We start from the raw sequence: 16,923 nt of genomic DNA, 5'->3' as shown, positions 1-16,923 counted from the left end.
GAAATATTTAAGAAAGTCCCATCATTGTCAGCACGACACATTCATTTTGTTAATTGGAATCAACACTTCATTAACGAATTTGGGCCGCAAAGTCGGTTTGCAATTTGGCCGTTACTTTTGCCATCGCATTGGTTACTTGCTCATCGGTCAATGTTGCTTCTGGATTCTGGAAATGAAGTCGATAAGCTAATGACTGCTTGTGCAGACCAATATTTTCACCAGTGAAGACATCAAAGATTTGCACATTAGTTAGATATTTACCAGCGGCAGCTTTAATCGCATTAACGACTTCTGCGTTCGTCACTTGTTGATGAACGATCAGCGCTAAATCACGTTCGACTGCTGGATATTTAGGTGCGGCTTGAGAAACAAGTACTGGTAAATCTTGTGCTAAGATGACATCTAAGTTTAATTGCATCACATAAGCTTCAGGCAAGTTCAATTCATGTTGGAAAGTTGGATGTAATTCACCCACAAAACCCAGAACTTGGTCGCCTAATAGCAATTTAGCCGTCCGGCCCGGATGTAACTCAGGAATGGCAGCATCAGCCTGATAAGTTACTAAATCGGCAATCCCTAAGTTTTCAAATAAGTCTGTTAGAACACCCTTGACGTAATAGAAATCAACAGCTTGAGACTTACCTAACCAACTAGCCGCACTAACTTGGCCAGACCAAAGTGCAGCGAGTGTCGGAATTTCATTTGGTTGTTGCTCGTCATTAATTTTGTGGAAAACATTACCCTGTTCAAAAATTTGTACATCATTTTGTTTGCGGGCTAAATTATATTGCAAATCATTTAGTAAACCACTAATCAAATTTTGCCGCAAATAAGCATGATCTTGCGTCATTGGCCAAGCTAATTTAATATCGGCAGTTTGCTCGTAGGTAAAGGCGCTAGCTTCTTGTTCATTAACTAACGCGTAGCTAATCACCTCGTCCAATCCATTGGCCAACAACAATTTTTTAACTTTGCGAATTAGCGTTTGCTTAGTGTTAAAAGCGCCGATAGTTTGCGCACCAACTGGTAACGTGCTTGGCAACTTATCGTAGCCATAAAGACGGGCAATCTCTTCAATCAAATCGGCTTCGATGAAAATATCCCAACGTCGAATTGGCACGGTTACTAATAACTGGTCGGTCTGATCCTGATGAGCAAAACCTAAGTCATCCATAATGCTGGCCATTTGTGCAGCACTGATTTCTGTGCCGAGAACGTGATTAACGTGTTTAGGAACAACCACGATTTCTTTAGCAACCGGGATAACTTGATTGCCAACTAGAACGCCTTGACTAGATTGGCCATTAGCTAATTCACCCATTAATTGCACGGCACGTTGCAAAGCTTCTTCGGTTGAGCTTTCATCAATCCCCTTTTCAAAGCGGATCGTTGCTTCGGTATGCAAATTATGCCGTTGGGCCGTCTTCCGGATACTAGTCCCATTGAAAACGGCAGATTCAATCACAATATTCTTCGTAGCAGCTGTAATTTCGCTGTTCAAACCACCCATAGTCCCGGCTAAAGCAACCGGATCTTGACCATCGGTAATCACAATGTCGTCCGCAACTAACTCGCACTTTTCACCATCAAGTGTCACAAGTTGCTCGTGATCATGCGCTTGGCGGACTAAAATCTCATGGCTCGTTAACTTATCATAATCAAACGCATGTAATGGCTGACCGTATTCCAACATCACATAGTTGGTTACATCAACCACATTGTTAATTGGCCGCACGCCGTTATTCCAAAGACGGATTTGTAACCAAAGTGGACTGGGTTGAACGTTAACATTCTGAACAACTTTTAATAAATATTGTGGCACGGCTTCTTTGTTTTCAACCGTGACGTTTAATAAATCACTGGTCTTGGTGTTGCCTTCACTAATCTCAACAGCTGGAAATTGTGGTCGTTTGTGCAACATCGCACCCACTTCCCAAGCTGCGCCGTGCATGCCTAAAGTATCCGCACGATTCGGCGTAATATCAAAATCGATTAAACGATCGGTCATCCCTAAATATTCAAAGACTGATTCGCCCACTGGTTCAGGATTAGGAAAAACATAAATCCCATTTTGAAATTCTTTCGGAACGACACTATCACTGAAACCAATTTCTTGTAAAGCACAAATCATGCCTTCAGAAGCTTCACCACGCATTTTACCGCGTTTTATTTTGACATTATCGGCAATTCTAGCACCGGGTAAAGCGACGATCACATATTGATCAGCCGCCACATTAGGCGCGCCACAAACAATCTGAACCGGTTCAGAAGCACCAATGTCAACTTGACACAAGGTTAAATGATCAGAATCTGGATGTGGTTTTGTACTTAAGATATGGCCAACCACGATCTTTTTCAAACCAGCATCCGGCGCAATCACACTAGCAACTTCAATCCCAGTTAAAGAGACTTGATCTGCAAGTTTCTGCGGATCAATCTTTTCTGTGTCAACGAATTGATTCAACCATTGGTAAGAAATTTTCATAATTATTTAGCCTCCTGTTGGAATTGATGTAAGAAGCGCAAGTCATTTTGATAGAATTGACGAATATCATTAATCCCATATTTCAACATGGCAAAACGATCTGGTCCCAAGCCAAAGGCGAAGCCGCCGTAAACTTCTGGATCAACGCCAACATTTTTCAAAACATTGGGATGGACCATTCCTGCACCCAAAACTTCGATCCAACCAGTATACTTGCAAACTTTACAACCTTCACCACCACAAGCAAAGCAAGAAATATCAACTTCAATTGAGGGTTCAGTAAATGGGAAGTAACTTGGCCGCAAACGAATTTTACGCTCTTCACCGAAAACATGCTTTGCTAAAACTTCCAACGTTCCCTTTAAGTCGGCCATTGTCACGTGCTTATCAATGACCAAACCTTCAATTTGCGTGAATTGATGTGAGTGAGTGGCATCATCATTGTCACGACGATAAACACGACCGGGACTAATCATCTTCAATGGGCCTTGACTAAAGTCGTGCTTTTCCAATGTTCGTGCTTGATTAGGTGAAGTTTGCGTCCGCATTAATAATTCCTTGGTAATGTAAAACGTGTCTTGCATATCCCGCGCCGGATGATTCTTAGGGATATTCATCATTTCAAAATTATAATGATCTGTTTCAACTTCAGGGCCATCAACAACCTGATAACCTAGACCAATGAATAGTTCTTCAATGTCATCAATCATTTGGTTCAAAATATGGGGCGTCCCCGTTTTAATTGGTCGTCCTGGTAACGTGACGTCAACAGTCTCATGTTGCAAACGATGTTGTAAAGCAACCTTGTTGAGTTCATGCAAACGCTGATCAATCGCTTCAGCAATATCTTGCTTAATTTCGTTAGCATATGCACCAACTGTCGGCCGTTCAGCAGGTGTTAAATCCTTCATTCCCCGCAAGACTTCAGTAATCGGCCCTTTTTTACCAAGTAACTTCACACGAATCTCATTGAGTCGCTTTTGCGAATCAGTCTCACTAATATCTTGTACGCCCTTTCGACGCAATTGTTCTAACTGGTCTTTTAAAGACATCTGACTTCCTCCTCATAACTACTATTTCCAAATATCCAGAGCTTCTAATGCACAAAAAAAGCCCCATCCAATCAAGGGACGAGGCATCGCGGTACCACCCTACTTCTGCCCACTATCTGCAAATAGCAAGCAACACTTAAAGTCATAACGCGACTAACGTAATTTCTTAATTAACGAAGGTTGTTCAGAAATTAACTCAGAAAAGAATTCATGCAGCTACACAACGATAACCTCTCAGCAATTGATTACCTCTCTGTCCTGTTTCACAACACTATTAGCTTTCTTCAAAGTACACTTTTCAACTGTTTTCATCTTACAATGAGCCATTTTGATAGTCAAGCCCTATTGAAATCAGAGTGCGGAGAACAACGGGTTGCTGGCATTAATTTAAATGGAAAGATTGATGCGTGTTAACGCAGCAAGATTTTCACTTAAATTATTTGCCAGCAGTTGTTCGCAGCACGTTTCAAATCAGAGCGCGAAAAGCAACGGGTTGGCGGTATGTATTTAAACGGGAAGATCATTGCGTGCTAACGCAAGGAGATTCACGCTTAAATTCACTCCCGCCAGTTGCTTTTCGCACGATTTAAACCTCACCCGTTAGCATTTCCCTATTCAATAATCGACTAGGCGACTGGTTCCCACTGATCGGCCCAATTGTGAACAGCATCCATAACTGGCATCAAAGCGTGGCCTTTATCTGTCAATGAATAAACAACTTGATGACCTTCGCGAGTAGAGACGCGAGCAATAATCTCTTCGTTCTCTAATTCTTTTAAGCGTTCGACTAAAACTCGATCAGAACACTTAGTAATTGATTTAGCTAAATCTTTAAAACGAAGTTGATCATTTTCACACAGAACACTGATGATCAAACCGTTCCACTTCTTGCCTAATAATTCAAACGTTTTTTCAAACCGCGGGCAAATTTGACAGGGTTCATCAACTGCCACACTGGTTGCAAATTCATGGGGTCCAACCATGTCAATTCCTCCAAACTAATTCAAAGCACAACAAACATAACTAAAACGGAACTAAATAATTGATTTAATTTTAGCGAGGCGATGCTCAACTTTGCCACGCCATGGCACACCGACTTCTTTAACCGCCACATAATCGTCGACCAATGAAACAATCCAACTCTCACGATATTTAGGCAAAGCCAGCGTTGCACCAAACATATGCTTAATGATAATATCTTTTTCTTTAGCAGATAAATCGGTTAAACGCTCAGCATTACGTAAGGCAATCCGCGGATGAATATAGGCATGCGTACCAGTATTAAACTTCGTCGTTCGCCAATCGTAATAAAACAAATCGTGTAATAAGCCTGCTCGAGCAGTTGCCCGATAATCTAAATGATGCTTCTTCGCCAATAAGTAACTGTAATAAGAAACCCGCAAACTATGTTGCAGCCGATCTGTATAATGGTGCTGCGTAAACTCCGCCAACTTTTGTACTTGCGGCGTCGTTAACAAATCATCAACCAAAGCCATATACTCATCATCTTGCAGCCAAGGTTTTTCTTCCGTCATCTACACTACTCCTTGAATTTGTCATCCACATCAACTTAACTAATTGCTATTGTAACAACTTTAATTTGAAAAGGAAACTAATTGGCTTACCTTTTATAAGTCGGCTTGCATTTGCAATTGATACATCAAAACCGCCGCCGCAATCGCCACGTTTAAGGACTCAGCTTGACCAAAAATTGGCAAGTAAAGATTATCATCAGCAATCGTCGCCAACTCTGAGGATAAACCATGTGCTTCATTACCCATCATCAACAGATAACGTTGATCACTTAAAGTAATTTGACGAATATCTGTTGCTTGATTATCGACTAAAGTTCCGAAAATCCGGTAATTTTGTTGTCGTTGCATTTCTAAGAAATGATTGAGGTCGGCTACTTGCGCTACCACTAGATGAAATTGGCTTCCCTGCATTGAACGCACAACTTTGCTATTAAAGGGATCAATCGCTCCTGCTGAAAAAATCACGCCAGCAAAACCGGCTGCATCGGCAGTTCGCACCATGGTTCCGGCGTTACCGGGGTCTTGAACTTGATCCAATACTAACCAAGGCTTGTTCTCATGATTGAGTAACGTCTCATCTGAAAATCCGGGTAACTGGGCCACCGCAAAAATTCCGTCAGTATGAACTGTATCGCTTAACACTGTAGCGACACGTTCATTAATTTCGATCACGGCCCCAGAATTAGCTTTTAAAAATGGGCGCAATTCCGCTAAGTGATCAGGCACCGTCAAGATGAGTTCAACATCCTCGGGGCGGTTGACCAACACTTCTTTGATCACATGCCAACCTTCCAACAAATATTGACCTTCCTGCTGGCGGTATTTCTTTTGTTTCAGCTTATTAATTTTTTTAATTTGGTCATTTTTGACTGATTCAATTTTTTGCATATTCATTCCTCACTTGTTCTCTATCATAACAGAAATTTATTTTGACAGTCACTTCTGTTGAGCTAAAAATAAATAATTGTTAAGATAAACGTGAACGTTCTGGTAAAATTTTTAATTTTGTCAGTCTATTTCATATTCGTTAGTTTATTTCATAAATGAGGTGTTTAATATGCGTCGGGGTATTGCATTAACTGTCGATGGGCGTGTTCAAGGTGTCGGTTTTCGCTGGATGACCAAAATGGTCGCTGATCAAATGAATATTGTTGGCTTTGTGACCAACCTTGATAGTGGCGCGGTCTACATTGAAGCAAGTGGTGAAGAAGCCAATTTAGAAAAATTTATTGGCGCGATTAAAGCATCACCCACACCAAGTGGACACGTTGATCATGTCGCTGAAAAGGCAATCGAAGCCGAACCAGCTTTAGGTAGATTTAAAATCCAGTAATCTTTTTATAAAATTCCTCACTTAACTTTTTAATTATCCGCTAATATCACGGATTAGACTGGAAATTGATGCCGTTTTTCGGTATAGTGTGTTCTTAGAAGTTAAGGAAGGGATTTTTTAATGAAAAGAAAGCAAAAAGGCATCATCCTATCAGGTATGTTCGCAGGCCTACTACTGCTACTTAGCGGATGTGCTAACCAATATCAAAATTTAAAGCCACCAACCGGATTTTTCTACGGTTCGATTTATAAATACTTAGCCATTCCGATGCAGAAGCTGATCATTGGCTTAGGTGGCGCATTAGGCGGCAAAGACGGCTATGGTTGGAGTATCGTCATCATTACCTTAGTCGTTCGACTGATTTTGTTACCAATCATGTTGAATCAGGTTCAAAAATCAACCCGGCAAACTGAAAAGATGAACGCGATTCGTCCACAGATTGACTTGATTCAAAAGCATCGAGCTGGCGCTAGTCAACAAGAAGCACAACGTCTCAGTCAATTAACCATGGAAGTTTATTCTAAGAACAATATGAGTATGACTGGTGGCTTAGGCTGCTTGCCATTGCTAATTCAACTACCAGTCTTTGCAGCCTTGTATCAAGCCGTTGAATACTCACCAATGATTACTAAGCAAACATTCCTCGGTTTTTCCTTAGGTAAGCCAAGTATCGTCTTGGCTATCATTGCGACTTTGTTCTACGTTGTTCAATCACTATTGTCGTTAATCGGCATTCCTGAAGCGCAACGTAAACAGATGCTGTCCATGCTGATTATCGGACCAGGGATGACCTTATTCATCAGTTTATTCGCTCCCGCTGCATTAGCGCTCTACTTTTTAGCTGGTGGTATCATGATTTTAGTGCAACAAATCATTACAACTTTTGTTGTTCAGCCCAAAATTAAGGCAACCGTTGACCGCGAATTGAAAGAAAATCCGATTGTGACCGTTGTCGACGAAAATTCTTTTGCTCCAACTGAAACAACTTCGGATAATCCTGAAGCTACCGCCGACGTGCAACAATTACACGAAGATCTCCGTGCGCGCAACGCTGGTAAACAACAACGTAAATAACTTTCCATAATTAAAAAGCCGTTCGCAATTGCGAACGGTCTTTTTTGTGTGTTGCATGCGCTAAGTTCTAAAACTGTTATGTTGAGCTTCTTCGTGCCTACGGGAAATGCGCTGGTGGAACGCTGCGAGTATTGATTTGAGCCAAATCAAAGACCGATTTGTCTCAAATACAAACTTTCTTGTAAGTGGTAAACCACTAACAAGAATACCGCGGCTGACCGCGATTTCCCTCCGGCACTGACTAAAGTGCGTTAGTACAACCAAACTTCTAATTTATACTTTTCAAAATTGAAAGTAGTCTAACCACTCGTCAATTCAGCGTTCGCGCAAAGGTTGCCCTCTCGCTAGTTGAGTGGCGGCAAATAAATACCGCTCAGTAGTGACATTAATGTTGGCAATTTATTGCCTACATTAAGGCTCGTATTTGAGACGATTTGTATTTCAATCGGAGAGTGCGGAAAGCAACGGGTTGATGGCATTAATTTAATTGGAAAAATTGATGCAAACCAATGCAGCAATATTTTCAATTAAATTACTTGCCATCAGTTGCTTGTAGCACGTTTCGGCTCAAATCGACGCCCACTACGTTCCAGCGTAAAGTATTTATTTGCCGCCACGATACCCTCACATTCCATCTACAACCTTTGTACAAGCGCGAAGAACCGCAACACAGCAGTTCTAGTTGTCACTATCTTTCTCAACGTCTTCATTCCCGTTGTCTCTCACAACAATTGGCAACGTTACTTTAAACATTGAACCTGAGCCTTCGACACTATCCACGACTAACTCACCGCCATAAGCCTTGACCAGCCGATAAGCAATTGATAATCCCAGGCCATTTCCGCCACGTTCACGAGAACGTGCTTTATCAACACGATAAAAGCGGTCAAAAATCCGTTGTTGATTTCCTAACGAGATGCCTAAGCCGAAATCTTGAACAATAATATTAATTGCTTGGGGAGTGGTATCCGCACTCAAATGAATCTCTTTGCGGTCGGTTGAATATTTAACAGCATTATCCAACAGAATGATCAGAATCTGCTCCAAATGACTACGATTCATTCTTACAGAAACATTGGCTTGCATTTCCACGTCAGACAAAATCGCAAAGTCTTGATGCAGCATTTGAATACTATCAATCACACCCATAATCACTTCGCGTACATCTGTCACTTCTTGGACGTGCTTCGACTCAACTTGCTCGGCTCGTGTCAATTGCAACATTTCTTCAATCAAGCTATTCATACGCTCAGCTTCTTGTGCTGCCGCCTGCAATGATTCATTCAAAACTTCTGGATCATCTTTACCCCAACGGTTTAATAAATTCAAATGGCCCTCAATCACAGCGACCGGCGTCCGTAATTCATGCGAAACATCGCCGACGAATTGCTTTTGCTGCTCGATATAGCGTTGAACTTGATCTAACATCTGATTAAATTCAGTAGCCAAGTCATTAATCTCATCGTTTCCAGAAAACTTAGGAATGCGCGCCGCTGATTCTGGTGAACGATCAATCTCTTCAATCGTGTTTGAAATCACGTTAATTCGTTTAGACAAACGATAAGCAATGACATAACCAATTAAGGCACTAAATAAAACAGCGACTACCCCTAAAACAAACATCTGTAATCGTAATGTTTGCGTCGATTGCCGAACGTTATCCATGGAATTAACAATGAAGACATAGCCAATTAACTGATGATTCGCCGCTGCATAAACCGGCATCGTTGCCACAATTAACCGATGCCCATTCTTCCGGACAATTTTTACTTGTTGCTGATCTTCAAATCTAAATGTCACCTTACTTGACTGTTGCGAAGAAAAGAGCTGCTGCCCATCGCGATCATAAATCTGCACCGTCATATCCGAACGTGATAATTGACTCATAATCGTGTCTTGAAAAGCACTTGTTGCGGCGTTTTGATCTTGACTACTATCATATTCTGGCGTCATCAGCGGCATCACGTCGCCACTTTTAAGATTATTAGAAAAATTACTCAAACGCTCAACAATTAAATCACCAGTCTGCTTAGTCGTCTGTTCCTCTTGATTAATTAAATTATTATAGAATGAGGCATACATAATGCCAGCAAAAATAATAAACGTCAAAAAGATGGTCAGACCAACTGCCACTGACCATTTAACTCGTAACGTCAAACGAAATCGTTTCTTTTCAGTTGTTTTCTCTTTTTTGGCCAAAAGAATCACCTACGAATGCATGACATAACCAGTACCGCGAACAGTCTGAATATAACTGCGACGGTTAGGACGATCAATCTTATTCCGTAAATAACGAATATAAACATCGACAACGTTCGTCGCCACTTGCTCATTGTAGCCCCAAACATTCCGCAATAAATCATCACGCGAAATAACTGAGTTCGCATTTTCGACTAAAATCAATAACAATGACGCTTCACGTTTTGAGAGTTGAATAATTTCATTGCCTCGAATAACGGTCCGCGTTTGTGGTTCAATAATTAAATCACGAAAGACAATTTGCTTCTGCTCTGGTTGTTTGGACTGGCTGCCCAATTCCGAGCGCCGAATCAAAGCACGTAAACGCGCCAACAATTCTTCAATTGCAAACGGTTTAACTAAATAATCATCAGCACCGTCGTCTAAACCAGCAACTCGATCCAATACGGAATCCTTGGCAGTTACCATAATAATTGGCGTCGTCTTTTCCTTACGAACTCGCCGACAAACTTCAAACCCATTAAGATCAGGCAACATTAGATCAAGCAAAATAACGTCCCAGTCCTGACTCAAAGCCAACTCAAGTCCTGAACGTCCATTCCCCTCAACACTAGTTTCATAACCTTCATGCGATAATTCCAAGTCCAGAAAACGAGCCAGATTCTTTTCGTCTTCAATAATTAGTATTTTTTTACGCGCGTCTAATTTAGACAACCCCTAACATTGACATCATAAAATGAGATCTTTTTTATAATTTATCTAAAAGTTTAAGTTCTTTAACTCTCATATTCTTCTAATATATTCGAATTGCTCTAAAAAGTCAACTGCTGCTATCACGATTACACACGCGTCTATCCGACAATCAAATCTAGCTGTCACAACGACCGGTTTATTTTTTTAAGGCTGCCAAACCAGTCATGATCTCTTGATTAGAATTCGCTAAAAAACCACCTAAAATTTTAATTTCTGAATTTTCTGTCCATGTTTTGACCATCTGCAAACTTTGCTCAATCGTACTTGAATAACTGGTCGCAAAAACAACGAGTTGTTGATCAACTAGGTCCTTTTCTTGCAAGAAACGTGCCACTAACATTGGGGGCTGATCCCACCAGATTGGAAAACCAACGTAAATTGTTTGATACGCCTTCAAATTAAACGGCAGTGGTGCTAAATTTGGCAAAATTTGATCATCAATTTCTTTTTTACCAACCGCTGCTAAATCTGCGTATGCTTCTGGATATGGCGTCGCTGGTTGAATGGCGACAACATCAGCTTGAATTATCTGTCCAATTTTGCTAGCGGCTGTTTTTGTGTTACCGGAAGCAGAATAATAAACGACTAAAGACTTATTAACATTTGACATTGTAAAACTTCTTTCCATACTTTATTTACTATCCTTAGTTTAACCCTTAGTCCTAACTAGAAGGCAAGTAAAATCCCGATAGGCACGAAAGAATTCTACCATGCCATAAGAGCAGTGTAACAATACTAAGCCTGAAAAGTAATATGCTCGTTAATTTGAACTTGAGAATTAATCTGACTCGTTGATTCGATTAGATTTGTAGTTTTACCTAACGAGACTTTTAAGCGAACAGAACGGCTTAATCATAGAATTCACGCTGATACACTCATCTCACGACACCGCCCTCAAAAAAACTAAAATTGATGCTGTTGATAACTTGGTGAATGCGTTGACGCTGCTGCTGATATCGGGTATTCTGAAGTTGATTAATGCTAACTAACAACCAAATTTAGATGAGCCAAAAAATTAAGGAGGTCAATTAATGCCACGTGCTAAACGTCAATTCTATTTTTTGAATCATGTTGTTAACATCATGATTGAATCCGCCAACGCCGACGCCATTCTTAATGAAACTGGCGCACGTCTTAAGATCTACGCACAACGTTTCGATCAGCGTAATGGTTCCCAAATTGCAACGATTAATCGTCAATCTGGTTCAAAAGCGGTTTCTGTTGAACCACAACTTTATGAATTAATTAAATTAGGCAAACATCATAGTCAAGCAAGCACCAGTAATTTAAATATTGCCTTAGAACCGCTTACTCGCTTGTGGCAGATTGGCTACCCCGATGCGCGAATTCCTGCCGCGGAAGAAATTCATGATTGGCTGCCGCTGACCGATCCTGCTAGCATCATTCTTGATGACGATCAGCATGCTGTTTTTCTCAGTCAAACTGGTATGCAACTCAATTTAAGCGCGCTCGTCAAAGGCTATGTTACTGATTTATTAATCAGCTATTTCAACAGCGTTAAAGTTCACGCGGCCTTAATTGATTTTGCGGGTAGCTTGACTGTTCTAGGACCATCACGGCAAGTCGATCAACAATGGCGTTTGCCAATTGGTGCAACTGAGACTGAGCAACCTTGCGCCTTCGTCACGCTAACGAATAAATCCTTGACCACTCGGCAACCATATCGACGCGCATTGATCAAAAACAACCAAGTCTATTCTTATCTATTTAATCCACAAACCGGTTGGCCAATTGACACTGACATCACCAATCTGACCATTATTTCTGATCGCGCAATTGACGGCGAGATTTGGTCACTACGTCTACTCAACCAAACGACCGCCACTATTCTGCAAGAAATTAATCGGCGCCCTAATATTGACGTTGTTTTAATCAACGATGCGCACGAAGTTTTCTATTCCGACGGCTTGGTCGATCTTATCACGGTCAATTAAAACCACACCCAAAAAATAAAATTCAGCAAAATAAACAACATTAGCCTTTTATAATTAAGTTAGAAAGAGATGGTTCTTGTGCTACTGCAACTTGGTACGACACTTGCATTAAAAAAGCGGTTCAGTTTAACGGATGCAACCGTTATTGATCAACGCCCGATTGCTGCCTACAATGCGTTGCTGATTCAAGCCACTGATCAAGAGATTATTCAGCAAATTCAGAACAGTCACTTACCTGTTCCCACTTTCATCATCAATGCTAAGTCAACTCCTGAACCACCTTGGTACGCTATTTCAACCTCAAACAAGCAATTAACAACTGCTATTTTAACGCAAATTCAAACCGCCGCCGAAAAATATGAAGCCGCGCAAATTCCGCCATTTCTACGCGATCTCTTAAATTATAGTGAGCGCAATCCGATTAGTTTCGCCACGCCAGGACATCATGCCGGTGAGTATGATGAATTAGCGCCTGCAGGTTATTTGTTTAAACAAGCTTATGGTCAAACTTTTTTTAGCAGCGATACAAGCGATGTCTTAACCGAATTAGGTGACATGTTAACCCATGGCGGTACACCACTCACGGCCGAACAAGCGGCTGCAAAAATTTGGCACGCTGACAAAACTTACTTTGTCACGAACGGAACCACTGGTAGTAACAATATTTGTGCTTCTGCAATTCTCAGCCCCGGCGATTTAGTTTTGTTCGATCGTAACAATCATAAATCTTTGTACAATGGTGCCTTAGTTATGAATGGCGCAATTCCAATTTATTTGGATACCTTACGCAATGATTTAGGCCTGATTGGTCCAGTTAGCCTCGAAGACGTTACCGAGGAAAATCTTCGCCAGTGGATTGCCAAAGTTGCCCCAGAAAAGGCCAACGAGCCACGACCTTTCCGGTTAGCTGTTATGGAACTGGAAACATTTGATGGTTTAGTTCCCAACGTTAAAACTTTACTGGCAAAATTTGGTCATTTAACTGACTACATGCTTTTTGACGCTGCCTGGGGTGGCTATGAACCTTTTAGCCCGTTAATGAAAGATATGGACCCTCTACAACTACCATTAACTGCAGACGACCCTGGCATTTTGGTCACACAGTCGGTTCACAAGCAACAATCTGGCTTTGGTCAAACTTCGCAAATCCACAAAAAGGACCGTCATATCAAGGGCCAAGCACGCTATGTGTCCCATGCACAATTCAACCACGCTTATTTAAAACATGTTACCACCAGCTACTCTTACCCAGTCTACGCCTCACTAGTTGTCAACGTCGCCTTAAATCAAGGCCCATTTGGTCAAAAAATCTGGCAAGATGCCTTGGCGGCTTCAATTCGTTTTCGGAAGCAAGTCCAACAGTTACGTTTATTCGGAACTTTTAATTCTCCCGACTTATTGCAGCACGATCTCACTGAAATCACCACTAATCCAGAGCTATGGCAGCTAAATCCTACTGCGCAATGGCATTCCTTCCCTAATTTACAAAATAACCAAGCCTATCTCGATCCTTTCAAAGTAACAGTCACTTTACCACGGGATAAAACGTTGGGTATTTGTGGTTGGGTTGTTGACCGTTATCTTCTTGATCATGGCATTGTTCCCGAAAAGGCTGACCCTAATTCAATGCTTTTCTTGGTTACACCAGGTTCTAATGACCATGATTGGCAAGCATTGTTTAATGTGCTAAAAGAATTTGAAGCGGACTATTTTGCCAACAAGCAAGTTAGCGCCGTCTTACCAAAACTAATTGCTGAAACCGGTTCGCGTTATCTTGACATGACCTTGCCAGAACTTTGTCAACAACTTTCTGACTTTTTCATTGATCATCAGCTTGTTACAAATCAACGCGCACTATTCACTAATTCACGTGCTCGTAAAACCCGTTTAACACCTGCACAAGCTGATTTGAACTTCGTCAAGGGCAATTATGAGTCAGTGCCATTAAACGACTGTATCGGCCGAATAGCCGTTGAAGGTGCACTTCCCTATCCTCCAGGAATTTTTGTCGTTGTACCTGGTGAAGTTTGGCATGAAACAGCTGTTAATTATTTCAAGACGTTGTTTACCGCTATTCAACAATTCCCAGGTTTCACTCCGGAAATCCAAGGCGTCAACACCGCTACCGACGGCACACCAATGGTTAATGTCGTTAAAAATAAATAAAAATAATATAAAGAACCCCGTGAGAAATATTCTCACGGGGTTTTGTCTTACGCGCTTTATTCTTTTTTGTGCTTCTTCGTGCCTCCAGGAAATACGTAGGAGGAACACTGCATGCGTTGGTTTGTGATGATTAAAAAGCAAATCGACTCAAACGTAAGCCTTGGTGTAAAGTGGTAATCCCTAAAACTATTATGTTGCAATTCTCCGTGCCTCCGGGAAATGCGCTGGTGGACCGCTGCGAGTTTGATTTGAGCCAAATAAAAAACAATTTGTCTCAAATACAAACTTTATTGTAAGTGGCCGAGCCACTAACAATAATTCCGCGGCTGACCGCGATTTCCCTCCGGCACTGACGAAAGAGATAGGGTATGCAACTTAACTGCAGCTTTGCACTTCTAAAAATTGGAAGTGATTCAACCACTCGTCAATTCAGCGCTGGAGCAAAATTGCCATCAGCGGTGAAATTACTGTTAGTGGTTTACCGCTTACAGTAAGACCTGTCTTGAAGACAATCATTGATTGGCTTCAAGCAGCGTCCACCACGCTCCATGAGCGACTTTGCGGAAGCGCGAAAAAGATCAAAATAACAGTTTTAGTTTCTACTCATTTCAATCGACTCTCTCAAGAGGAACAAAGCTGAGAAATATTAAATCAACACACTAGCTACTAACATAATCAAGATCAAACCAACAACCATCAGTAATAGTTTCCAAACAAATTTAATCCACTTATCAAAACCAATCCCGACCATAGACAGAGAAACTAAAATCAAACCAGTTGGCGCAATCAAGCCGATTAAACCTTGGCCCCAGTTATAGGCGTTAATCACGATTGAACGATCAATTCCCACAACATCGGCTAATGGTGCCATGATTGGCATTGATAGTACCGCTAAACCAGATGATGATTGAATGAATAGACCCAAGATACAGTAAACAAAGAACAAGGCCACAATAAAGAGCACATTATTCATACCACTGATCAACACACTGAAGTAATTCATAATCGTATCGCTGACAAAACTTGTTTCCATAACAATCCCAACTGAACGGGCAATACCAACTGTCAAAGCGACACCAATTAAATCGGCAGCACCAGATACGAAACTGTCAACAAAGACTTTTTCCTTCAAGCCAGAAATAAAGGCTAACACATAAACAACACCTAAAAAGACAACCGAAATTTCAGTGAAATACCAGCCTAATTGTTGCACGCCATAAATCATGACTAAGAAACCGGCCGCAAAGGCTAATAAAGTAATCTTTTGCCGACGAGTAAATTCACCGGCCTTATCTGTGCTAACTTTGAATTGATCTAATTGTTTTTGATCAATGTCGTGATAAACCAATGATGATTCCGGATTCTTCCGTACTTTTTCCGCATAACGAATTGTGTAGAACATTGACAAACCAACGGCTAAGATCCACATCAATAAACGAATTGGTAAACCATCAGTAAAGCTAATACCTGCTGCATTAGATGCAATAACAGTGGAGAACGGATTGATGGTTGAACTCATCGTTCCAATCGCGGTTCCTAAGTAAATCGTCGCCACCGCCGTCAGCGCATCGTACCCCGCCATTAAGAAGATTGGCACAAGAATTGGATAAAAGGCCAGTGTTTCTTCGGCTAATCCGAAAGTTGTCCCGCCTAAAGCAATCAAGGCCATAATAATCACAATTAACCATTGTTGCTTACCGTTTAACTTCTTCGATAAACGTAACATCCCGGCGTTCATAGCACCGGTTTGATTCACAATACCGATAACACCACCTAAGATCAGAATAAAGACCATAATATCAACACTATCGGTAATACCTTGCACTTGCGCCGTCAAGAATTGATTGATTGTACCAAAGACGCCCCGCTTTGGTTTCTTGATCTGCTCATAAGAATTAGGAATGGCAACTGGTTTATACAAGGTACCATCCTTGAATTTTTTAACATCAATTTTAATTTTATACTTCTTCAAGACTGCTTGAGTCGCTGGTTCAGTTGTTGTTTTATCCTTAGCATCAGTAATAACAAACTCATTTTTACCTGAGTCATAACTTAACGTACTATATTTACCAGAGGGTATAAAAAATGTTAGTGCTTGAACGAGAATTAAAACAATAATAATGACCGTATACGCTGTAGGAAATTGAAACTTTTTCTTCTCTTTCATCGGTTCTACTCCTTTAAATTTATAATAATTGCCTATTACCTCACAATTAGATTAACATAGAAAACCATTTCATAAAATAGTAAAAATGAGAATTAACTAAGATCATTGCGAAATGATAATGAGATTTAACAACAAGCCTCATATTTTGATGCACCAATTGCTTAACCCGTCATTTAAAAACTGCCCCATTAATGACGTTAACAA

General features: G+C 41.0%; 13 protein-coding genes and 1 other annotated feature. Of the genes, 4 read left to right on the top strand and 9 right to left on the bottom strand.

The window, feature by feature from the left end:
- Nucleotides 1–70: 70 nt before the first annotated feature.
- From pheT to EKM65_RS03365, 5 genes are all read right to left on the bottom strand, one after another.
- Nucleotides 71–2,485, bottom strand: coding sequence for a phenylalanine--tRNA ligase subunit beta (gene pheT, locus EKM65_RS03385; RefSeq protein ID WP_125605501.1), 2,415 nt, complete (start codon nucleotides 2,483–2,485; stop codon nucleotides 71–73).
- Between the two features lie 2 nt (nucleotides 2,486–2,487).
- Nucleotides 2,488–3,537, bottom strand: a complete 1,050-nt coding sequence (gene pheS / locus EKM65_RS03380) for a phenylalanine--tRNA ligase subunit alpha (RefSeq protein WP_125605499.1) — start codon at nucleotides 3,535–3,537, stop codon at nucleotides 2,488–2,490.
- A 71-nt stretch (nucleotides 3,538–3,608) separates the two neighbouring features.
- Nucleotides 3,609–3,834, bottom strand: a binding site (T-box leader).
- Between the two features lie 329 nt (nucleotides 3,835–4,163).
- Nucleotides 4,164–4,520, bottom strand: a complete 357-nt coding sequence (locus EKM65_RS03375; RefSeq protein WP_125605497.1) for a winged helix-turn-helix transcriptional regulator — start codon at nucleotides 4,518–4,520, stop codon at nucleotides 4,164–4,166.
- A gap of 51 nt (nucleotides 4,521–4,571) precedes the next feature.
- Nucleotides 4,572–5,072, bottom strand: a complete 501-nt coding sequence (locus tag EKM65_RS03370) for an HD domain-containing protein (protein ID WP_125605496.1) — start codon at nucleotides 5,070–5,072, stop codon at nucleotides 4,572–4,574.
- A gap of 93 nt (nucleotides 5,073–5,165) precedes the next feature.
- Nucleotides 5,166–5,960: a TrmH family RNA methyltransferase gene (locus EKM65_RS03365; RefSeq protein WP_164506800.1), complete on the bottom strand. Its 795-nt coding sequence runs from the start codon at nucleotides 5,958–5,960 to the stop codon at nucleotides 5,166–5,168.
- A 169-nt stretch (nucleotides 5,961–6,129) separates the two neighbouring features.
- Between EKM65_RS03365 and EKM65_RS03360 the strand changes: the two genes are divergently transcribed.
- Nucleotides 6,130–6,405, top strand: a complete 276-nt coding sequence (locus tag EKM65_RS03360; protein WP_125605492.1) for an acylphosphatase — start codon at nucleotides 6,130–6,132, stop codon at nucleotides 6,403–6,405.
- A gap of 120 nt (nucleotides 6,406–6,525) precedes the next feature.
- Nucleotides 6,526–7,479 (top strand): membrane protein insertase YidC, encoded by a 954-nt coding sequence (gene yidC / locus EKM65_RS03355; RefSeq protein WP_125605490.1) that lies wholly within the window; start codon nucleotides 6,526–6,528, stop codon nucleotides 7,477–7,479.
- Between the two features lie 678 nt (nucleotides 7,480–8,157).
- Here the strand turns inward: yidC and EKM65_RS03345 are convergent.
- The 3 genes from EKM65_RS03345 to EKM65_RS03335 form a co-directional block, all read right to left on the bottom strand.
- Nucleotides 8,158–9,678: a HAMP domain-containing sensor histidine kinase gene (locus EKM65_RS03345; protein ID WP_125605487.1), complete on the bottom strand. Its 1,521-nt coding sequence runs from the start codon at nucleotides 9,676–9,678 to the stop codon at nucleotides 8,158–8,160.
- Between the two features lie 9 nt (nucleotides 9,679–9,687).
- On the bottom strand, nucleotides 9,688–10,392 hold the full coding sequence (locus tag EKM65_RS03340) for a response regulator transcription factor (RefSeq protein WP_125605485.1): 705 nt from the start codon (nucleotides 10,390–10,392) through the stop codon (nucleotides 9,688–9,690).
- A gap of 175 nt (nucleotides 10,393–10,567) precedes the next feature.
- Complete coding sequence (locus EKM65_RS03335) at nucleotides 10,568–11,041, bottom strand: flavodoxin (protein WP_164506799.1); 474 nt, start codon at nucleotides 11,039–11,041, stop codon at nucleotides 10,568–10,570.
- A 421-nt stretch (nucleotides 11,042–11,462) separates the two neighbouring features.
- On the opposite strand from EKM65_RS03335, the gene EKM65_RS03330 reads away from it, so the two are divergent.
- On the top strand, nucleotides 11,463–12,386 hold the full coding sequence (locus EKM65_RS03330; RefSeq protein WP_125605481.1) for an FAD:protein FMN transferase: 924 nt from the start codon (nucleotides 11,463–11,465) through the stop codon (nucleotides 12,384–12,386).
- Nucleotides 12,387–12,464: 78 nt separating this feature from the next.
- Complete coding sequence (locus tag EKM65_RS03325; RefSeq protein WP_404803119.1) at nucleotides 12,465–14,552, top strand: Orn/Lys/Arg family decarboxylase; 2,088 nt, start codon at nucleotides 12,465–12,467, stop codon at nucleotides 14,550–14,552.
- 646 nt (nucleotides 14,553–15,198) lie between these two features.
- Here EKM65_RS03325 and EKM65_RS03320 read toward each other — a convergent pair.
- Nucleotides 15,199–16,719: a YfcC family protein gene (locus EKM65_RS03320; RefSeq protein ID WP_125605478.1), complete on the bottom strand. Its 1,521-nt coding sequence runs from the start codon at nucleotides 16,717–16,719 to the stop codon at nucleotides 15,199–15,201.
- Nucleotides 16,720–16,923: the final 204 nt, after the last annotated feature.

The sequence above is a fragment of the Lapidilactobacillus bayanensis genome (assembly GCF_003946695.1).
GTDB classification, from domain to species: domain Bacteria; phylum Bacillota; class Bacilli; order Lactobacillales; family Lactobacillaceae; genus Lapidilactobacillus; species Lapidilactobacillus bayanensis.
Note: the sequence above shows the minus strand (reverse complement) of the source record. Positions and strands in the feature narration are given on the sequence as shown.